We start from the raw sequence: 18,755 nt of genomic DNA, 5'->3' as shown, positions 1-18,755 counted from the left end.
CGCCGGGTAATCGCGCAGGCACCGCCCGGCATGGGAGGTGGCTGGCAGGAACGGAGGCGGCATGCCTGAAGGCCCGTCCCTCGTCCTGCTGCGCGAAGCCGCCGCGCGGTTCCGCGGCCAGGTCGTGCGCGGGGTGAGCGGAAACTCCCGCCAGGCGCTGGCGCGCATGCAGGGGTGCCAGGTGCGGGACGTGCGCAGCTGGGGCAAGCATTTCCTGCTCGAGTTCGACGATTTCAGCATGCGCATCCACCTGATGATGTTCGGCAGCTGGCTGATCGACGAACGCAAGCCGACGGCGCCGCGGGTGTCGCTGCGCTTCGACAATGGCGAGCTGAACTTCTACGCCTGCTCGGTGAAGTTCATCGAGCAGCCGCTGGACGAGGTCTACGACTGGCGCGCCGACGTGATGAGCGAGCAGTGGGATCCGCGCCTGGCGCGGCGCAAGCTCAAGGCCCTGCCCGACATGCTGGTCTGCGACGCCCTGCTGGACCAGCAGATATTCTCGGGCGTGGGCAACATCATCAAGAACGAGGTGCTGTTCCGCATCCGCGTCCACCCCGCGACCCGTGTCGGCGACCTGCCGCCGCGGAAGCTGGGCCAGCTGATCGCGCAGGCGCGCGAGTACAGCTTCGACTTCCTCGCCTGGAAGCGCATCTACGAACTGCGCAAGCACTGGCTGGTGCACACCCGCGGCACCTGCCCCGTCTGCGGCGGCCCGATCAGGAAGGTCTACATGGGCAGGACGCAGCGCCGCACGTTCTTCTGCGAGCACTGCCAGAAGCACTACGGCGCCGGGCAGGCACCGGCGCCGTGATTCCGGCCGCCCGCAACGGCGCTCTTCCGGAGAACAGGCCGATACCCTAGGCTGCGCCTACCGCTTGGCTTCTGGGGAGTTGTCATGGGAAGGGGGTTGCGTGGGGTGTTGTGGCTGTTGACAGGGATGTTCGCTGGCCTGGCCTGGGTGCCGGCAGCGGTGGCCCAGGCGATACCGGTGGAAGCGTTCGCCAAGGCCAGCCCGTTCTCGATGCCGCGCCTGTCGCCGACGGGCGACTACCTGGCGGTTTCGACCGACTTCGGGGAAGGCAACCACGCCGTGCAGATCCTGCGCCTGTCCGACATGACGCGGACCGCGGTGCTGCGCCTGCCGCGCTACGAAAGCCCGTTCCAGATCGCGTGGGTGGGCGACCGGCGCCTGGTCGTCGCCAAGGGGCGCAAGTACGGGTCGCTGGAAAAGCCGCTGCCCACGGGCGAGATCATCGCCAGCGATTTCGACGGAAAGAACCAGCGCTACATCTACGGGTACGAGCAGCAGAACGCGGCAGCCGGCCTGGACCGCGGCTTCGGTTACATCGAAAGCGTGGCCGAGAGCAACGATGGCCGCTTCTACATGCGCCAGCTCCAGCGCAATCCCACCTCGTCGATGCTCTACCTGGTCGATACGCAGCGGCCGACGTTCAAGCTTATTGCCGATATCAACGTGCCGCAGCTGGAATTCCTGGTCGACCGCAACGGCGTTGCGCGCTATGCCTGGGGGCGCAACGATGCGGACAACTACCTGCTGTACCGCTCGGATGACGGCCGCCGCTGGCAGCCCATGGTGCTGCAGCAGGCCGGAAGCGTCTGGACGCCGCTGGCGTTCACCGCGGACAACACCAGGGTATATGCCCGGCTGAGCCGCGACGAAGGGCCATCGCGGTTGGTGCTGAGCGATCTGGACGGCGGCGATTCCGAGGTGCTGGCTGGCGATGACTTCGCCAGTGTCGGCCTGACGCAGTGGACAGGCCACCCGTCGGTTCCGTTCGCGGCCGCCGCACAGAGCGGCCGCCCGCGGCTGGCCTACTTCGACCCTGGGCGGCCCGAGGCCGAGCTGCACAAGGCCCTGGCGGAACTGCTGCCGCAGCAGCACGTGACCTTCGTCGACGTCAGCCGGGACGGCCAGGTCGTGCTGGTCCACCTGACTGGAGACCGCGATCCTGGCGGCTGGTACGTGCTGAGGCGTTCGACCAACAAGCTGGAAAAGGTGTTGTCCACGCGCGAGGCCATCGACCCGGCGCTGATGGCCGAGCGCCGCCCGGTGCGTTTCAGGGCGGGCGACGGGCTCGAGCTGGAGGCGGTGCTGACGATCCCGCGCAACAGCGAAGGCCGTCGCCTGCCCACGGTGGTGTTGCCGCACGGGGGGCCGCACGGGGTCAGCGACGACTGGTTCTACGACACCGATGCGCAGTTCCTGGCCAGCCGCGGTTACCTGGTGGTGCAGGTCAACTACCGCGGCAGCGGCGGGCGCGGCCGTGCGTTCGAACGCCTGGGCTACCTGCAATGGGGAACCCGCATCCAGCAGGATCTGCTGGATGGGCTGGACCAGGCCGTGGCATCGGGACTGGCCGATCCCGAGCGGGTCTGTGCGTATGGCGGGAGCTTCGGCGCCTACTCGGCGATGATGCTGGCCGCGCGCGCGCCGCAGCGGATCCGGTGCGCGGTCGGCCTGGCCGGCGTCTACGACCTGAAAATGATGTACCGGAAGGGCGACATCAAGGACGACGCCTATGGGCGCAACTACCTGGAGCGCGTGATCGGCCGCAGCGACGAGGAGCTGCTGGCGAACTCGCCGGTGAGCCTGGCGGCGGCCATCAAAGCGCCGGTGCTGCTGGTGCATGGCGAACGGGACGAAAGGGCGCCGATCGCGCAGGCGAACGCCATGCGCAGCGCCCTGGCCGCGGCGGGGAGGCCCCCTGGCTGGATGGCGGTTGCGGGCGAGGGCCACGGCTTCTACAACGACGACAACAGCATCGCGTTCTATCGCGCGCTGGAGAAATTCCTGCAGGAGCACATCGGCGGCTGAGCGCCCGGTGACTGCATCGGATGCGCTGGCCCGGCTACTCCGGTTGTACGGACAGATACTCGATCACTGCACGCCGGCGCTGCGGGTCGGAGGTCGCGTTGGGCATGCGGGTGCCGGGGACCTGCTTCTGCGGCGAGGCGAGGAAGGCATCCAGGGTCTGCGCATCCCAGACGATGCCGCTGTTCTTCATCGCCTCGGAATAGGAATAGCCCGGCGCGCTGCCGGCGCGGCGGCCGATCACGCCATGCAGGTTGGGGCCGAAACGGTGGCCCAGGTCGGCGCGGGTGTCATGGCAGCCGGCGCAGACGGCGAAGGCCCGCTCCAGCTCGCGCTGGTGCGGCGTGGCGTCGGCGGCGTGGTTGAACACATCGCGCTGGCCGCAGGCGCATAGCGCTGCGGCCATTCCGAGCCGCATCATGCAGCGCCACATGGCGCTTCCACGGCAGCGCATCCGCCGCTGCCGGGTTTTCCCGGCAGAAAGCGAAGCCCTTTCCCTCTCTCTGCCGGCAAGCACGCGCGGTTGCGCCATCACATCGCCGGGTAATTGGGCCCGCCACCGCCCTGCGGGGTCACCCAGACGATGTTCTGGGTCGGGTCCTTGATGTCGCAGGTCTTGCAGTGCACGCAGTTCTGCGCGTTGATCTGCAGGCGCGTGTCGGCGCCTTCGCCGACGAACTCGTACACGCCCGCCGGGCAGTAGCGCGCCTCCGGGCCGGCGTACTGCGCCAGGTTGATGCGCACCGGCACCGTCGGGTCCTTCAGCGTCAGGTGGCTGGGCTGGTCTTCCTCGTGGTTGGTCGAGGACAGGAACACCGAGCTCAGCCGGTCGAAGGTCAGCACGTTGTCCGGCTTCGGGTACTCGATCTTCGTGTGCTGGCTGGCCGGCTCCAGGCATTCGTGGTCGGCCTTGGTGCGGTGGATCGTCCACGGCGCGTTGCGCAGGCCCAGCTTGGGCAGCAGCCACTGCTCGATGCCGGTCATCAGCGTGGCCAGGGTGCGGCCCTTCTTGAACCACTGCTTGAAGTTCTTGGACTGCAGCAGCTCGGTCCTGAGCCAGCTGTTCTCGAAGGCCTGCGGGTACGCGCTGAGCTCATCGCGCGAGCGCCCGGCCACCAGCGCCTCGAACGCCGCCTCGGCGGCCAGCATGCCGGTCTTGATCGCCGCGTGGCTGCCCTTGATGCGGCTGACGTTGAGGTAGCCGGCCTCGCAGCCGACCAGCGCGCCGCCCGGGAACACCGTCTTGGGCAGCGACAGGATGCCGCCGGCGGTGATCGCACGCGCGCCATAGGCGATGCGTTTGCCGCCTTCCAGGTGCTTGCGGACCGCCGGGTGGGTCTTGAAGCGCTGGAACTCCTCGAACGGGCTCAGCCAGGGATTCTTGTAGTCCAGGCCCACCACATAGCCGATCGACACCTTGCCGCCGTCGGCGTGGTACAGGAAGGCGCCGCCGTAGGTGTCGTCGTCCAGCGGCCAGCCGGCCGCGTGCACCACCAGGCCCGGCTCGTGTCTGGCCGGGTCGATCTGCCACAGCTCCTTGATGCCGATGCCGTAGCTCTGCGGGTCCCTGCCTTCGTCGAGCTTGAACTTGCTGATCAGCTGGCGGCCGAGGTGGCCGCGCGAACCTTCGGCGAAGATCGTGTACCGGGCATGCAGCTCCATGCCGCGCTCGAAGTTCGGGCCCGGCGTGCCGTCCTTGTGGATGCCCATGTCGCCGGTGGCCACGCCCATCACCGCGCCGGCTTCGTCGTACAGCACCTCGGCGGCGGCGAAGCCGGGGAAGATCGCCACTTCCAGCGCCTCGGCCTGCTGCGCCAGCCAGCGCGTCACCTCGCCCAGGCTGACGATGTAGTTGCCGTGGTTCTGGAAGCATTCGGGCAGCAGCCAGTTGGGCGTGGCCTTGGCGCCGGTGGCGTCCAGGAACAGGAACTCGTCGCGGGTCACCGCCTGCTTCAGCGGCGCGCCCTTTTCCTTCCAGTCCGGGAACAGCTCGCCCAACGCGCGCGGGTCCATCACCGCGCCGGACAGGATGTGCGCGCCCGGCTCGGAGCCCTTCTCCAGCACGCACACCGACAGTTCCTGGCCCTGCTCCACCGCCAGCTGGCGCAGGCGGATGGCCGTGGACAGCCCGGCCGGGCCGGCGCCCACGATCACCACGTCGAACTCCATCGCTTCGCGCGGCGGAAGGGCGGAGGAGGATTCAATGTTCATGCAGGGACTCTTGGCTGGGGCCGGCGACGGCGTGGCGACGGTCTGAGGCCCCATTTTCGCCGACCCGGCGGCGATGTTCCAATCCGCGGGCGCCCGCTGCCTGACGCGGGCGCCGCGGCGTGGGTGAACAGGCGTCGCCGCGACAGGCTGGGCAGTGTAGGCAGGGGCCCGTCAGCTGCGGTCGATCAGGCGTGTGATGCCGCCCTCGCCGAAGAAAAATTCCGACTGCCCGGTGAGTTCGATGAGCGTGCCGGCGACGGGGCCGCCCGGAATGTCCACGGCCAGCCTGCCGCGATAGGCGATGTCCACGATCGTCGATTCCCCTTCCTCGCGCAGGGAAACCACGGTCTGTTCGCGTTCGGAAAAAAGCGACTTGCCCTGCTCGGCCAGGCGCCGGAACGCCTCCTTGCCGTCGGACTGCGCGGTGAGCTGCCCGGAGGAGAAATTGCGGAACGCCACGTCCGCCGAAAGCGTCGCCAGCATGCCCTCCACGTCGAAGGCGTTGTAGGCGGCGACATAGCGGGCGATGAGGTCGTGTCGTCTGGTGGAATCCATCGTGGTCTTTCCTGCAGCGGGAGTTGGTGCGGGCATGACCCGGAATGCCGTCAGGGCCGCCGCCCCGACAGGAACGAGCGCGCGGCCAGGGCGATCGGCCACCCGAACAGGAACATGTGCGACAGCAGGTCGTACAGCGCGGCCGGCATGTCGAAGTTGACCGGCCTGGGGAACGCGGACAGCGGCAGCACCACCAGGCGCATGCCAAGGAAAACCACGGCGCCGAAGATCGGCCCGCTCAGCCACGGGCGCGCCGCCACGCGCAACCGCGGCGCCAACGCGACGAACAACGCCGCCCACCCCAGCGAAAGCGCGAAGTGGGAAACGAGCCCGATGGCCGCGCTCACCGCACCCATGTCGAAGGACGCTTTTCCGAACCAGCCGCTGGCGATGACCTGGAGCAGCGTGGCAGGCGCAAGCCCGTTCAAGGCGGCAAAGCCGATCGCGAACGCCAGGTCCAGGGTGCCGCCGACGAAACCACCGATACAGACAGCCTTCACTGCAGCGCGCATGGCGATCCTCCAACGTGGTTGGCGCCCGCGATGGCAGGCAGGTCCTGCGGTTCCTGCGGGAACCTGGAAATGGCAATGAGGGCGATGGCAGCCGTGAGGGCAGCGAGCAGGCAAGTCATTGTGTGCCGCTCCCTGGGCCCGGCGCCTGCGTCAAGCCGTACCGCGCCCGGCATCCGCATGAACAACCTGCAGGTTGTCGTTCTGCGCGGCTTCAACGGCCGTGGCGATGAGGGCCGCAGCCGCGTCCGGATCATGCAGGTCCGTGTCCACCACAAGCAGCGCTTCGGGCAGGTCAGGAAAATCAAAGCCCCCCTGTGCCTCGATCGCCTGGAAGAGCGCCGGATCCGTGAGCTTGCCGAACTCCGCGCGTGCAGCGTTGCCCATGCGTTCCAGCAACGACTCACGCGAACAGACCAGATGTATGTAGTGGATTCTCCCGCCGGCGCTCTCAATGATTGCGCGAAGCTCGGCGATGAGCCGGGGATCAACCGTCGACTCCGGGTTGAACGTGAAGATGAAGCTCTGCTCTGCCTGTGCCGCCTCGGTGAAGGCGGTCCGCCAGATGGTCGCCCGCATCCTGCCAAACGCCGGTGTGCCGAAAGCGAAAAGACTCCTGGCGGTGTCGACGGCAAGGTGATTGTGGAACAACGGGATTCCAGTCAGCCCGCTGAGCTTGACGCCGACGGTGTGCTTTCCGGAAGCCGGGCTTCCATGTAGAAAAATGACGTGCATGGTTGCTGGTTGCGCCTGGGGGATTCGAAGGCAAAAAGGCGATGACGCCGGTGCCCGGCGAGGGAAAATCCACATCACGCACGGCGGTTGTTCACGCCGCCGGTTTCCCTGTTCCGGTGCACGACACCGCACGTAGACATGTCGCCGCTTGCTTGCTGGCGTTGTCCGTCTGGCACGGTATCACCTGGCCGTGGCCCTCTCAACGCGGTGCCGGACTCCGGAAAGCCGGGAGTCTGCCGGTGGCGTGTGCCGTCGAACGCCGTGCCCCTGTCTGCTGGAGGGACGCGTGAGCGCTGGCGATTGCGCAGGGGGGAAGCCTGCCCGTTACGACCGTTCTTCGAACGGTGCAGGGAGTACGGCCCGTGGTCCCGGCGGCTAGAACATGCCGAGCCGGTTCGGCGAATCCGCGGGAATCTGCTGGCCGATGTCCCACATCTCCACGATCCTGCCGTTCTCGAAGCGCAGGATATGGACGACGGCGATGTCGATGCCCACGTTGCCGCGGCGCACATGGGAAAGCACCGCCACCCGGTCGCCGGATTCGATGACCTGCCTGGCGGTGAACGACTTGTCGGGCTCGACCCTCGCGCTTTCCTCCATTCCCCGCAGCAGCGATTCCCGGTCCTCGGGGAAATACGCGTTGTGGTGGCGGAAATCGTCCGAGACGTAGGTGTCGTAGGCCTGCCTGACCTGGCCGGCCGTGCACATGGCCAGGAAACGGGTGGCTTTGTCCGCGTTGCTTTGAATGGCCATGGTCGCTCCGTGCAGCTGGCATCGGGTTGCATCGCCGGCGCGGCGGCGGGGAGCCGCAAGACTAGCAAGCCGTACCGGCAGGCGTAGCGAAGACCCGACCGTGCCGGCCTGCGCGGGCCGCGTTCAGCGCCGCGGCCGCGCCAGCAGGTAGCCGAGCCATGCGAACGGCAGATAGGCGCAGACCAGGTCCGTGGCGACGAACCAGGCCGGCGCCGGGATCATCCGCGCTGCGAGAATGCCGCCGGCCAGGAAGAACACGCCCACCACCAGCGCGCCCACCGGCTTGTAGCGGCTGGCGAGCTTCGCTGCGACGAAGGTGCCGGCCAGCGTCCCGAGCGCATGCGCAAGGAACGGAAACAGGAAGTGGCGCGGCGCGAGCTGGGGCAGGGCGGCGCGTATGCCTTCGGCCGTGGTCATGTCCGCCCCGGCCGGAGGCGCGACGATATGCCCGCCCGCCATCACCAAGGCCATGTTGACCGCGCTGCCGGCGATGAGCCCGGCAACGATGGCGAGCAGCAGTCTCAGGATGGGCATGCGATGGTCCTCCAGGGGTGCGGGGCGGTTGGGACAACGGCGGCCGGCGCGTCGATCGGGAGCACGCGTCGATCCAGAAGTCCGGACGACTGCAGAAAGGAATGAAGGCGCTGCTGCCGGCATCGTACTACCGACGGTCTGCAGGCAGGCTTTCTCTCCGGCCTGGCGCCTGGATCACAGCCACGAAGCGGCGTCGGCCCGAACGAACCGCTAGCAGCGAAGGAAGAAGAACGCCGTCGCCAGGGCCAGGCCGCCGGCCCAGAGGATGGCCATGCCAACGAGGCCGAGAAGCGCCACCGCAAGGCGTGGAAGCAGTTGCATCCGGCGGGAGCGGCGCAGCAGGCAGGCGGCGAACAATCCACCGGCCATGACTCCCAGCGCCACAACCAGCCAGCCAAGGAGGTTGATCAACGGACTTTTCGGCCCGTACTCGCTCGGACACGGCGTCATCGCGTACAAGGGCGCGGAGAGCACCATGAGCGTGATGAAAAGCCCGCCGTGCTGAATCCAGCACGGCTGCCCGGTCACGCGAAATCCACCTGTCGGATGGGCCGCTGAACTGCGCGAGCCCACTACTCGGACGTCCTGCACACAGCCTCCAGCCGGTGGCCTTCCGGGTCCATGACGAAAGCCGCATAGTAGTGTTCGCCGTAGTCCGGCCGTAAGCCCGGCCGTCCGTTGTCCACCCCGCCAGCGGCCAGTGCCGCGGCATGAAAGGCATCGACCGATGCCCTGCTTGGCGCGGAGAACGCCACATGAAACCCCGGGATCCAGGGCGGCGGAGACGACACCTGCTTGATCGCGAGCCTGTCGCCCGCGCCTGGCGGCCCGTAGCCGACGGCCTGCTCCTGCTCACCAGGCCGCAGGTCTGTCCAGACCCGGACATAACCCAGCGGTCGAAGAGCCGCATCGTAGAAGGTTGCCGCGCGTTCGATATCGCACGCACCCAGTGAGATGTGATGAAGCATCGGTGACCCGAAAGGATGGGGCAGAGGCGGCGCCCGGTGCGGTCCGGTGCCTGGACCAGGTGGAGCCGCCAGCCGGCACCGGCCTGGATGACTTGGCTGGCATCACCCCAACAGGCCGAACACCACGCCAAACAGCAGGAACTGCGCGACGTGGTACCCGCCGTCGATGAGCCAGAGCTTGAAGGTTCTCTGCGCGAACTGATAGTTGATGCCAAAGCTGGCCGCAACCAGGCCGGCGCCCACCAAGGCGCCAAGCCTGAACGAGGACTCCAGCGTGGGAGAGGGCCCAACGAGAACCGCGAAGCAGGCAGCGGCCAGAAGCGAGAAGGCAAAGCTGACGCCAAACACCTTCGCCGGATGCCCTGTCGTCGGCGGGCCGCCGTTCTCTGCGTTCCACGCCTTGCCGAACAGCATGGGCGAGTACCAGAGCCCGCCAACAACAAAACTCGAAACGGCTGCCAGCAGCGTAATCCAGATGTTCATGGCGTCCTCGATTGACGTTTGATGCCGGAGTTGAAGCCGTGCCGCGAAGCGGCCTTGGCTTGCGGTGAATCGTCAGGGTCTGGTAGGAGCCTGTCCCTGATCCCTGCAAATGCATCCGCAGATTTCCCGTCGCATGTCGTGGCTGCCGGAACCCGGCTTCCCGCGGGTCAATCGCAGGGTCCCGGCGCGCAAGCGAAACGTCAGGGATGGGGTACATGGCCGTCAGCCAAGTATGGAGCTGCACCGCACACGGATAAAGGGCTCCCCGTCCGTGCCGGATCTCTGGGTAAGCTGGTCGCCGTCCGCAGAAAGCACGAAGGCCGATGCATCGAGCCAGGTCTGCCCTTCACCCGTGAGCTCGGCGACCCAGGCCACCTCCTTCTTCCCGCGTACGACAACGGCTCGCAACGGGCCGGAACCCCCGAGGTACGAAATACGACCTGCCTCGATGTGCAGGGAAGCCTCATCCGCCTTGCCCCCGCAGTCCGCCAGGCTGGTACCCCAGCTTCCCAGGAACTGTTCCGGAACGGCTTGAACCGTATTGCCTGCACAGGGCAGGGTGGGCAGGAGAACCAAGGAGAACGCGATGACGTATCTGGATTTCATGATTCCCCAAGGCGCTCCAACGCCCGACGGACTATTGGGCGCGACTCTACGACGCATTGAGTCCCTCGCGCCATGAAAGCCAGCCGGCATGGCGCTTGAGTGAGGTAAACCCGCCATGGGTGAGCAGGGATTGAGGCTTCTTTTACCGGCTGGAAGATTGAGCTGCCCTAGATGGGATACGTGGCGCGCGCCAAGCGGCCACGCTGCCGACGATGAGCCGGCAACGATGACGAGCAGCAGCCTCAGGATGGGCATGCGGTGGTCGTTCATGGTTGCGGGGCAATGGGGTGATGGCGGCCGGTGTCCTGATTGGATGGCCCTGCCGCATGGAGGGGCAACCTATCGAAGCACGTGTGCTCCACGACGGTGCTCCACGGTAGGGTAGATATCTCCTGTCTTTCACCACGTGGTCGAGCGATTCGCCGAGCAGACTGTGTGGTGTGCTGCGCTGCCTGGTGGAAGTCCACGCATGAAGTGTCAGGTCTATGACCGGCCGCCGGACCACGCCATGTTCATGTACTTTCTTCCGCCTCTGAGCTCGGCCAGCATCTGGTCAACCCGCTTCTGCCGGGTTGCCTCACGCTTGGCGCGGGAGATCCAGCCCAGATAGTCGTTCTGCTGATACGGTGGCCGCGCCCGGTATGCCGCCATCAGCCCATGCTCGTTCAATGCGGCCTCCACGGAAGCGGGCATGGGGTTCCTGGCGCGCTTGAGAGTTGTCTTCTTTTCGATCGTCATTGGTGAGAACCAAGCTGAGCGGCGCGTTTGACTGCCGGAGTGCTCTTGTCCGTGCAAGCTGCGACAACGACCGCAACGAGGGCAGTAATGGCCAGTCGTTCTGCTTTCATGCCTGACACCTGAATCAAGCCGCGCTGCGAAGCGACGTCGGCCGGAATGGAGAAAAAGTGCCGCAAACACCGCATATACGATCCCCTGACCCGAAGCGGAGGCTACGGGTGGAGCTTTTCGCCGCGAGCCAGCATCTCGATGAACTGAGTGATCTTCTTGGCACGCGTTTCTGCCTTTTTGACATTCTGAATTCTGAAAAGTATGGCGTATCGGTTCTGGCTGTTGAGGGTTGAAAAGAAGGCTTTGGCTTTCTTGTTGGCATCGAGGGCTTGTTGCAAGTCATCCGGGACGACCGAATTGCTGGCCGATGAGTACGCGGCATCCCAGCGGCCGTCTTTCTTGGCTCGATCAATTTCGCGCATTCCGGCAGGACGCATTCGTCCCGCCGAGACAAGAGCCTCAGCTTTTGCCTTGTTGATCTGGGACCAGATGCTTCTGGCTGTCCTGGGCGTGAATCGTTGAAGCCAATAGTGCTCGTTCTCCGCCTTCTTTTGACCATCAATCCAGCCGTGACAAAGGGCGATTTCCAACGCTTCGGCATAGGAGACGGTTTTTATATCGGCGCCTTTTTTGGCAATGCGAAGCCATGCGCCAGTTGACACACTTCCTGTCAGCTCAAGCCAGGACTCCCATGCGGATTGGTCCTTGAAAGTGAGGATCGGGTCGTTCATTGCTTTGGGGGCCTAATGCTTGAACTAAACCGCGCCGCGAAACGGCGCCGGCTTGAATGAATTGCTAGGCCGGCAGCGACCAGCGCAGCCGACCAATGGACTTGAACTTGGCAACAGCGAGAGCCCCGCGCTCGTTGCGTGCTTTGGAGCCGGGAGCGGCAAGTGCGACAAGAACAGCAGCACGATCAGCCTCCCAGATCTCAGTGGCGCTGAACGAAGAATCCAACAGAACCATGAGTACGGCATCCCACTCCTTGTCTGGCCGGATGGAGCCGAGGCGTTGGCCCGGAGTACAGCCGTTTGGTAGGCAGCGCCCCTTGATCTGGAGTGTCCGAGTCTTGCCGTCAGTAATCTCGGTTGCGTCATAGCCGGCTTGCCGCGCCGGAGTGAGTTTGACCCCAAGAAGGCGCGCCGCCTCGTACTCCGCGACCTCGCCGGTGATGCCGAGAGGCTTTTGGGTAAGCGCGTAGTATCGCTGAGCAATGACCTTTGCTTCAGCCAGCAACGCCAGAACTTGCTCTGAATTCTCCATGCCCGTCTAACGCCTGATTTAAGCGGCGCCGCGAAGCGGCGTCGGCTTGAATGAATTGTTAGGCCCCAAACCGCTGCACGACAGACCTGCATGCTGGCAGTGCTTGCGGTGTTGCCCATGCGATTGCCGACACCATCTCTGGCCCCAGTTTTGCCAATGCTTCTGGTGCCCAATGCTTCCGAATAGTGCCAATCGGTAGCGTGTCAATCTCTGACGAAATCATGGCAAAAACTAGAAAGTCTGGATCGCGCTCATCTACCTCTATCTCCCAGCGGAGAGCGGCGAGAGAATGACAGCCTTCCAAGACCGGAACCTCACCGGAGAGAATTCCAGCCGCGATCTTGGCTGCCTCTTGGCGAAATGAAATCACATAATTTTGGTGTGTCATACGCTCAATCATTGAGGCTTAACGCCTGAATTAAATCGACCCGCGAAGCGGGTTCGGTTTGAATGAATTCTTAGGCCCCACCTGTGAACCATGACTAGTCAGCCTCAATGCGGACGCCGAGTAAGGAGCCGTTGAATGGCTCTCTCAGCTAGAGCGTCATTGTCAATTGGGAGAAAAAAGTCCCGTCCATCGGGGCTGATATAGCAAAGGCAATTTGCTCCAGAGGGTCGGCTGATGTAGTACTGCTTCAGTTCGATGCCTTGCCCGAACAGGTATTGGTCGACCCGTGCATCAGTCCAGTGCTCTTTACGGCTCTCGAATGTCATGTGTGAGGCTTGGCGTCTATTCGGCCGCCTATCTGCGGCGTTGCCCCGAGTATGGTGGTGGGGCGCTCAACCTTCCAGCAGCGCCTTGTCCCGCACCGCGCCCTTGTCCGCGCTGGTCGCCAGCAGCGCGTAGGCCTTCAGCGCGGTGCTGACCTTGCGCGGGCGCGGCTGTGCGGGCTTCCAGCCGCGTGCGGCCTGTTCCTCGCGGCGGCGGGCGAGTTCGGCGTCGTCCACCAGCAGGTGGATGCCGCGCTGCGGGATGTCGATGCGGATGCGGTCGCCGTCGCGGACCAGGCCGATGGTGCCGCCGGCAGCGGCTTCGGGCGAGCAGTGGCCGATGCTCAGGCCCGAGGTGCCGCCGGAGAAGCGGCCGTCGGTGAGCAGGGCGCAGGCCTTGCCCAGCCCCTTGGATTTCAGGTAGCTGGTGGGGTAGAGCATTTCCTGCATGCCGGGGCCGCCCTTGGGGCCTTCGTAGCGGATCACCACCACGTCGCCGGCCTGCACCTCGTTGCCGAGGATGCCCTTCACCGCCGCGTCCTGGCTTTCGTAGACGCGGGCGCTGCCCTCGAACACGTGGATGGATTCGTCCACGCCGGCGGTCTTCACCACGCAGCCATCGGCGGCGAGGTTGCCGTACAGCACGGCCAGGCCGCCTTCGCTGGAGAAGGCGTGGGCGACGTCGCGGATGCAGCCTTCGGCGCGGTCGGTGTCCAGCGAAGGCCAGCGGGTGCTCTGGCTGAAGGCCACCTGGGTGGGGATGCCCGCCGGGCCGGCCTTGTAGAACTGGTGCACCGCCTCGTCCTGCACCTGGGTCACGTCCCAGCGTGCGATGGCCTCGCCCAGGGTGCGGCTGTGCACGGTCGGCACGCCGGTATGCAGCAGGCCGCCGCGCGCCAGCTCGCCGAGGATGGCCATGATGCCGCCGGCGCGGTGCACGTCCTCGATGTGGTACTTCTGCGTATTCGGCGCGACCTTGCACAGCTGCGGCACGCGCCGCGACAGGCGGTCGATGTCGCGCAGGTCGAAGGCCACTTCGGCCTCCTGCGCGGCGGCGAGCAGGTGCAGGATGGTGTTGGTCGAGCCGCCCATGGCGATGTCCAGGGTCATCGCGTTCTCGAACGCCTCGAACGTGGCGATGCCGCGCGGCAGCGCGCTTGGGTCCTCGCCGCCGTACCAGCGGTGGCACAGCTCCACGACCAGCCGCCCGGCGCGCTTGAACAGCGCCTCGCGGTCGCTGTGCGTGGCCACCACGGTACCGTTGCCCGGCAGCGACAGGCCCAGCGCCTCGGTCAGGCAGTTCATCGAGTTGGCGGTGAACATGCCGCTGCACGAGCCGCAGGTGGGGCAGGCGCTGCGCTCGATGGCGGCCACCTGCTCGTCGCTCACCGCTTCGTTGCCGGCGGCGACCATGGCGTCGATCAGGTCGAGCTTGTGCTCGGCCAGCCGGGTCTTGCCGGCTTCCATCGGCCCGCCGGAGACGAACACCACCGGGATGTTCAGCCGCAGCGCGGCCATCAGCATGCCGGGGGTGATCTTGTCGCAGTTGGAAATGCACACCAGCGCGTCGGCGCAGTGCGCGTTGACCATGTACTCCACCGAGTCGGCGATGATCTCGCGGCTGGGCAGCGAGTACAGCATACCGTCGTGGCCCATGGCGATGCCGTCGTCCACGGCGATGGTGTCGAATTCCTTGGCCACGCCGCCGGCCGCTTCGATCTCGCGCGCCACGAGCTGGCCCAGGTCCTTCAGGTGCACGTGCCCCGGCACGAACTGGGTGAAGGAGTTGGCCACGGCGATGATCGGCTTGTGGAAATCGCCGTCGGTCATGCCGGTGGCGCGCCACAGGGCGCGGGCGCCGGCCATGTTGCGGCCGGCGGTGGAGGTTTTCGAGCGGTAGTCGGGCATGGGGGAAGGCAGCGGAACGCAGTGCCATCGATTCTGCATGAAGAACCCGGTTGCTGTTGCAACCATCGCGGCCACGGGAATGGCCGCCGGAAAAGCGCAGGCTAGCGAAGTCGGCCGCCGGCATCACCGTGGCCGCACGTCGCCCTACCTGAAACGACGTTCAGGTTCGCGGTAGCGGCGATTTCCGCCCGCGCGGCCGGATCGGGCATCATTCGGGGACGACTTTCATGGGGCTACGACGATGAAGCGATCCAGGACCACCGCGCTGCTGCTGATGAGCACGGCGCCGCTGCTGTTCACCGCCTGCCAGAAGGAGCAGGCCGTGCAGGTGCAGGAAGGGCTGTACACCTCGGTGGAAGCCTGCAGCGAAGCCACCGGTGATCCCTCCGCCTGCCGCACGGCGTTCGCCACCGCGCAGCAGCAGGCCGCCGACGCCGCGCCCAAGTACGCCAGCAGGGAAGAGTGCGCCAAGGAATACCCGGCCGAGCAGTGCGTGCAGCAGCGCACCAGCGCCGGCACCTCGTTCGTCGGCCCGATGATGATGGGCTTCTTCATGTCGCAGATGCTCAACAGCGGCCGTGGCGCGGTGGCCGCGCCGCCGGCCGCGCAGCCGGCGTTCAAGGACAACGCCAACGGCTGGGCCAAGCCGGCCGGCAGCGGCGGGCTGAACACCGCCAGCGGCATCGGCGCCGGCAAGGCCGGCCTGGCGCCGGTGACCACCGAGCCGAACCGCGCCGTCACCGCCAGCCGCGGCGGCTTCGGCTCGCGCAGCGGCGGCCGCACCACCGTCGGCGGTTGATGCGGTGAGGCGGGTTGCCATTGCCGAACGCTCCAACTGGCGCGCGCGCGCGGCCGAGGCGGGGTTCCGTTTCCATACCATCGACGGCGCGCCGTACTGGGACGAAACCGCGTACTACGCCTTCACCCTGCGCCAGATCGAGAGCGACCTGGAAGACCCCAGCGCCGAGCTGCATGCCATGGCGCTGGACCTGGTCGGCGAGGTAGTGGCCAGCGAGGCGCTGATGGAGCGGCTGGCGATCCCGGCGCCGTTCCGCGACTGGATCGCCGAAAGCTGGCGGCGCCGCGACCCGCATCTGTACGGCCGGCTGGACTTCGCCTACGACGGCAACGGCCCGGCCAAACTGTACGAACTGAACTACGACACGCCGACCTCGCTGTACGAGGCGTCGTTCTTCCAGTGGCAGTGGCTGGAGGACCAGCGCAACCGCGGCGCGCTGCCGCAGCAGGCCGACCAGTTCAATTCCCTGCACGAAACCCTGGTCGAGCGTTTCGCGGAACTGGCGGCGCAGCTGCCGCCGCCGTTGTATTTCAGCGCGGTGCGCGATTCGGAAGAGGACCAGGGTACGGTCGCCTACCTGCGCGACTGCGCGGCGCAGGCCGGCCTGCACGGCGCGGCCATCGCCATCGAGGACATCGGCCTGTCGGCCGATGGCCGCTTCACCGACCTGGACGACGTGGTGATCGGCAGCCTGTTCAAGCTGTATCCGCTGGAAGACCTGATGCGCGAGGAATTCGGCGCGGCGCTGCCTGGTTCCGGCGTGCGCCTGCTGGAACCGGCGTGGAAGGCGGTGCTGAGCAACAAGGGCATCCTGCCGCTGCTGTGGCAGCGCCACCGCGGCCATCCCAACCTGCTGGAAGCGCACTTCGACGATGGCAGCGCCCTGCCGGCCGGCTGGGTGCGCAAGCCGCTGCATTCGCGCGAAGGCGCCAACGTCGCCATGCACATGAGCGACGGCCGCTGGCAGGAGAGCGAAGGTCCGTACGCCGGGCCGTGCATCGTGCAGGCCTTCCATCCGTTACCGGCGTTCGAGGGCAACTACCCGCTGGTCGGCAGCTGGGTGGTGGGCGACCGCGCCTGCGGCATCGGCGTGCGCGAGGACGACAGCCGCATTACCCGCGACAGCGCCCGCTTCCTGCCGCACGCCATCATCGACGATGCGCCGCAGGGGAGTACGCGGATCTACGTCTGAGGGTTTTGAGACCCTTCTCCCTCCGGGAGAAGGTGCCCCGAAGGGGCGGATGAGGGGCGGGCGAAGCCTTGTGCAGCCAGACATCGCGGGACTTCGTCCTTACCCTCACCCCAACCCCTCTCCCGGAGGGAGAGGGGCTTTCAGGCGCTACAGCAACCCGTCGCGCTTGACCGCCAGGTAGCGCTCCACCAGCGCGGCCGGCAGTTCCTCGGCGGTGACGTCGAGCACCATCACCCGGTGGCTGCGCAGCGCCTCGTGCGCGGCGGCGCGCTGCTGCAGGTAACGGGCGATGGCGCCGGCCTGCACCGCGTCGGGCAGGGTGTCGGCGTCGCGGGCGAGAGCATCGTCCAGCTCGCGCTCGCGCAGGCTGGCCACGCACACCAGGTGGCGCTTCTGCAGCAGGCGCACGGCGGCCAGCAGGTCCTCGATGTCCTCGTCGCGCACGTTGGTCACCAGCATCACCAGGCAGCGCCGCGATTGCCGCAGCGACAGTTCGGTAGCAGCGGCGAGGTAGTCGGTGGCCACCGGCTGCGGCTGCAGGTCGAAGCTGGCGCGCAGCAGCGTGTCGATCGCGCCCAGGCCGCGCTGCGGCGCCACCCAGCGGCTCTCGCCGCCGCTGGCGAACAGGCCCACGCCGTCGCCCTGGCGCAGCGCCAGGTAGGACACCACCAGCGAGGCGTTGAGCACATGGTCGAAATGCGACAGCCCGCCCTCGTCGGCCAGCATGCGCCGGCCGGTGTCGATCATCATTACCAGCTGCTGGTTCTTCTCGTCCTGGTACTCGCGCGAGATCAGCTTGCGCGCGCGCGAGGTGGCCTTCCAGTCGATCTGGCGCAGGCTGTCGCCGACGCGGTACTCGCGCATCTGGTGGAAATCCGTGCCCTCGCCGCGGCGCCGCTTCAGGTGCGCGCCGACCAGGCGCGAGGCCATTTCCGCGCTGAGCAGGGCCAGCCGCGTCAGCGGCACGAAGTTCGGGTAGACCCGCACCTTCTGCACCGGCCCGGCGATGCGCGATTGCCGCCACAGCCGCAGCGGTGAATGCAGGCGCAGCTGCACGCCGTCGAAGGCGAAGGCACCGCGCGCGCTGGGGGTGAAGTGGTAGCTGAAGCGCGATTCGCTGGCGCGCGACAGGCGCAGCCGGCGCGGCAACCCGCGCGTGGCCCAGCCGCCGGGCACCAGGTCGAACACGTCCACACGCTGCCTGCCGAAGCTGTCCAGCTGCAGCCAGGTCTCGCGCTCCACGCCCAGCGCCAGGGTTTCGGGCAGCTCGCGCCGCACCGTGGGCGTGGGGCGGCGCCACAGCCACAGCGCGTCGACCAGGGCGGGCAGGGCGATCGCGCAGGCGGCTGTCGTCCAGATTTCGACGGGCAGCAGGCGCAGGGCAACCGGAATGCCGAGCAGGCCCCACAGGGCGAGCAGTGCGATCAGCAGCGGTGCGGGCCTCATGCGGTGGCCCTCATGCCGGATGCGATGCCTGCGGACGAGTGCGAAAGCACGAAATCCTTTGCGGTTGCGGTTGCGGTTGCGGTTGCCTGTGACTTTGCTGTTGCCGCCTGCTTTTGATTTTCGGGTCCCCTTCCGCAGCGACGGAGCCGGCGGGAAAAACCCGAAGGGCGGCGCACATGGATGTGCGTCGTTTTTCGACGAGACAGGGATGTCTCGTCGAAAAATCCCGCCGGCGGAGTGGACCCGGCGCGCGCAGCGCGTCGGGCGCGCAGGCAGGGGCGTGTTTCTTTGGGCCACGTTTCTTTGCACGAGCAAAGAAAGGTGGCTCGCGCCCCGAAGGGGAGCGAAAGCCCTTGATCCTGCTTCTGCTCTTGCTGTGGCTTCTCCTGTTCGCAAAAAGCGAAAGACCTGGGCATCTGCGCCAAAGCGATAACCCAAAGTCGGTAAATCAAGCAAT

20 protein-coding genes are annotated in these 18,755 nt (G+C 66.6%); 4 read left to right on the top strand and 16 right to left on the bottom strand.

The annotated features are described in order from the left end of the window. The first annotated feature begins 61 nt into the window (after positions 1-61). Complete coding sequence (locus AC06FP_RS14945) at positions 62-814, top strand: DNA-formamidopyrimidine glycosylase family protein (protein WP_478076057.1); 753 nt, start codon at positions 62-64, stop codon at positions 812-814. A gap of 126 nt (positions 815-940) precedes the next feature. Continuing rightward, positions 941-2,839 (top strand): alpha/beta hydrolase family protein, encoded by a 1,899-nt coding sequence (locus tag AC06FP_RS14940; RefSeq protein ID WP_478076056.1) that lies wholly within the window; start codon positions 941-943, stop codon positions 2,837-2,839. A 34-nt stretch (positions 2,840-2,873) separates the two neighbouring features. On the opposite strand, the gene AC06FP_RS14935 is transcribed toward AC06FP_RS14940, so the two are convergent. From AC06FP_RS14935 to ilvD, 15 genes are all read right to left on the bottom strand, one after another. Then, positions 2,874-3,242, bottom strand: a complete 369-nt coding sequence (locus AC06FP_RS14935) for a c-type cytochrome (RefSeq protein WP_456117768.1) — start codon at positions 3,240-3,242, stop codon at positions 2,874-2,876. A 125-nt stretch (positions 3,243-3,367) separates the two neighbouring features. Further along, the gene (locus AC06FP_RS14930) at positions 3,368-5,047 is read right to left on the bottom strand and encodes an electron transfer flavoprotein-ubiquinone oxidoreductase (protein WP_478076055.1); all 1,680 of its coding nucleotides are present in this window, start codon (positions 5,045-5,047) and stop codon (positions 3,368-3,370) included. Between the two features lie 171 nt (positions 5,048-5,218). Further along, positions 5,219-5,602 (bottom strand): nuclear transport factor 2 family protein, encoded by a 384-nt coding sequence (locus AC06FP_RS14925; protein ID WP_478076054.1) that lies wholly within the window; start codon positions 5,600-5,602, stop codon positions 5,219-5,221. Between the two features lie 50 nt (positions 5,603-5,652). Then, on the bottom strand, positions 5,653-6,114 hold the full coding sequence (locus AC06FP_RS14920) for a hypothetical protein (RefSeq protein WP_478076053.1): 462 nt from the start codon (positions 6,112-6,114) through the stop codon (positions 5,653-5,655). 150 nt (positions 6,115-6,264) lie between these two features. After that, positions 6,265-6,846, bottom strand: coding sequence for a P-loop nucleotide/nucleoside kinase family protein (locus AC06FP_RS14915; RefSeq protein WP_478076052.1), 582 nt, complete (start codon positions 6,844-6,846; stop codon positions 6,265-6,267). 375 nt (positions 6,847-7,221) lie between these two features. Next, complete coding sequence (locus AC06FP_RS14910) at positions 7,222-7,599, bottom strand: nuclear transport factor 2 family protein (protein WP_478076051.1); 378 nt, start codon at positions 7,597-7,599, stop codon at positions 7,222-7,224. 123 nt (positions 7,600-7,722) lie between these two features. Then, entirely contained in the window at positions 7,723-8,133 is a 411-nt protein-coding gene (locus tag AC06FP_RS14905) for a hypothetical protein (RefSeq protein WP_478076050.1), read from the bottom strand. A 210-nt stretch (positions 8,134-8,343) separates the two neighbouring features. Further along, positions 8,344-8,661, bottom strand: a complete 318-nt coding sequence (locus AC06FP_RS14900) for a hypothetical protein (protein ID WP_478076049.1) — start codon at positions 8,659-8,661, stop codon at positions 8,344-8,346. Positions 8,662-8,705: 44 nt separating this feature from the next. Next, a complete protein-coding gene (locus tag AC06FP_RS14895) occupies positions 8,706-9,101 on the bottom strand; it encodes a VOC family protein (RefSeq protein WP_456117775.1) in 396 nt (131 codons plus the stop codon). A gap of 102 nt (positions 9,102-9,203) precedes the next feature. Continuing rightward, positions 9,204-9,584, bottom strand: coding sequence for a DUF1761 domain-containing protein (locus tag AC06FP_RS14890; protein WP_478076048.1), 381 nt, complete (start codon positions 9,582-9,584; stop codon positions 9,204-9,206). Positions 9,585-9,806: 222 nt separating this feature from the next. Continuing rightward, a complete protein-coding gene (locus AC06FP_RS14885; protein ID WP_478076047.1) occupies positions 9,807-10,190 on the bottom strand; it encodes a hypothetical protein in 384 nt (127 codons plus the stop codon). 483 nt (positions 10,191-10,673) lie between these two features. Further along, the gene (locus tag AC06FP_RS14880) at positions 10,674-10,928 is read right to left on the bottom strand and encodes a YdeI/OmpD-associated family protein (protein WP_478076046.1); all 255 of its coding nucleotides are present in this window, start codon (positions 10,926-10,928) and stop codon (positions 10,674-10,676) included. A 212-nt stretch (positions 10,929-11,140) separates the two neighbouring features. Continuing rightward, the gene (locus AC06FP_RS14875; protein ID WP_478076045.1) at positions 11,141-11,710 is read right to left on the bottom strand and encodes a YdeI/OmpD-associated family protein; all 570 of its coding nucleotides are present in this window, start codon (positions 11,708-11,710) and stop codon (positions 11,141-11,143) included. Positions 11,711-11,774: 64 nt separating this feature from the next. Next, a complete protein-coding gene (locus AC06FP_RS14870; RefSeq protein WP_478076044.1) occupies positions 11,775-12,242 on the bottom strand; it encodes a hypothetical protein in 468 nt (155 codons plus the stop codon). A 780-nt stretch (positions 12,243-13,022) separates the two neighbouring features. After that, positions 13,023-14,861 (bottom strand): dihydroxy-acid dehydratase, encoded by a 1,839-nt coding sequence (gene ilvD, locus AC06FP_RS14865; protein WP_478076043.1) that lies wholly within the window; start codon positions 14,859-14,861, stop codon positions 13,023-13,025. A 241-nt stretch (positions 14,862-15,102) separates the two neighbouring features. On the opposite strand from ilvD, the gene AC06FP_RS14860 reads away from it, so the two are divergent. Beyond that, positions 15,103-15,660 (top strand): DUF1190 domain-containing protein, encoded by a 558-nt coding sequence (locus AC06FP_RS14860; RefSeq protein ID WP_478076042.1) that lies wholly within the window; start codon positions 15,103-15,105, stop codon positions 15,658-15,660. A 4-nt stretch (positions 15,661-15,664) separates the two neighbouring features. After that, complete coding sequence (locus AC06FP_RS14855) at positions 15,665-16,852, top strand: glutathionylspermidine synthase family protein (protein WP_478076041.1); 1,188 nt, start codon at positions 15,665-15,667, stop codon at positions 16,850-16,852. A 147-nt stretch (positions 16,853-16,999) separates the two neighbouring features. Here AC06FP_RS14855 and AC06FP_RS14850 read toward each other — a convergent pair whose 3' ends face one another. Then, positions 17,000-18,298, bottom strand: coding sequence for a DUF58 domain-containing protein (locus AC06FP_RS14850; protein WP_478076040.1), 1,299 nt, complete (start codon positions 18,296-18,298; stop codon positions 17,000-17,002). Positions 18,299-18,755 lie beyond the last annotated feature (457 nt).

The sequence above is a fragment of the Stenotrophomonas sp. Steno-Z2 genome, from assembly GCF_056393235.1.
Note: the sequence above shows the minus strand (reverse complement) of the source record. Positions and strands in the feature narration are given on the sequence as shown.

Bases quoted from the DNA above. Each gene is read 5' to 3' on its own strand.
- AC06FP_RS14945 (WP_478076057.1), top strand. From the start codon at position 62: ATGCCTGAAGGCCCGTCCCTCGTCCTGCTGCGCGAAGCCGCCGCGCGG.
- AC06FP_RS14940 (WP_478076056.1), top strand. From the start codon at position 941: ATGTTCGCTGGCCTGGCCTGGGTGCCGGCAGCGGTGGCCCAGGCGATA.
- AC06FP_RS14935 (WP_456117768.1), bottom strand. From the start codon at position 3,242: ATGGCCGCAGCGCTATGCGCCTGCGGCCAGCGCGATGTGTTCAACCAC.
- AC06FP_RS14930 (WP_478076055.1), bottom strand. From the start codon at position 5,047: ATGAACATTGAATCCTCCTCCGCCCTTCCGCCGCGCGAAGCGATGGAG.
- AC06FP_RS14925 (WP_478076054.1), bottom strand. From the start codon at position 5,602: ATGGATTCCACCAGACGACACGACCTCATCGCCCGCTATGTCGCCGCC.
- AC06FP_RS14920 (WP_478076053.1), bottom strand. From the start codon at position 6,114: ATGCGCGCTGCAGTGAAGGCTGTCTGTATCGGTGGTTTCGTCGGCGGC.
- AC06FP_RS14915 (WP_478076052.1), bottom strand. From the start codon at position 6,846: ATGCACGTCATTTTTCTACATGGAAGCCCGGCTTCCGGAAAGCACACC.
- AC06FP_RS14910 (WP_478076051.1), bottom strand. From the start codon at position 7,599: ATGGCCATTCAAAGCAACGCGGACAAAGCCACCCGTTTCCTGGCCATG.
- AC06FP_RS14905 (WP_478076050.1), bottom strand. From the start codon at position 8,133: ATGCCCATCCTGAGACTGCTGCTCGCCATCGTTGCCGGGCTCATCGCC.
- AC06FP_RS14895 (WP_456117775.1), bottom strand. From the start codon at position 9,101: ATGCTTCATCACATCTCACTGGGTGCGTGCGATATCGAACGCGCGGCA.
- AC06FP_RS14890 (WP_478076048.1), bottom strand. From the start codon at position 9,584: ATGAACATCTGGATTACGCTGCTGGCAGCCGTTTCGAGTTTTGTTGTT.
- AC06FP_RS14885 (WP_478076047.1), bottom strand. From the start codon at position 10,190: ATGAAATCCAGATACGTCATCGCGTTCTCCTTGGTTCTCCTGCCCACC.
- AC06FP_RS14880 (WP_478076046.1), bottom strand. From the start codon at position 10,928: ATGACGATCGAAAAGAAGACAACTCTCAAGCGCGCCAGGAACCCCATG.
- AC06FP_RS14875 (WP_478076045.1), bottom strand. From the start codon at position 11,710: ATGAACGACCCGATCCTCACTTTCAAGGACCAATCCGCATGGGAGTCC.
- AC06FP_RS14870 (WP_478076044.1), bottom strand. From the start codon at position 12,242: ATGGAGAATTCAGAGCAAGTTCTGGCGTTGCTGGCTGAAGCAAAGGTC.
- ilvD (WP_478076043.1), bottom strand. From the start codon at position 14,861: ATGCCCGACTACCGCTCGAAAACCTCCACCGCCGGCCGCAACATGGCC.
- AC06FP_RS14860 (WP_478076042.1), top strand. From the start codon at position 15,103: ATGAAGCGATCCAGGACCACCGCGCTGCTGCTGATGAGCACGGCGCCG.
- AC06FP_RS14850 (WP_478076040.1), bottom strand. From the start codon at position 18,298: ATGAGGCCCGCACCGCTGCTGATCGCACTGCTCGCCCTGTGGGGCCTG.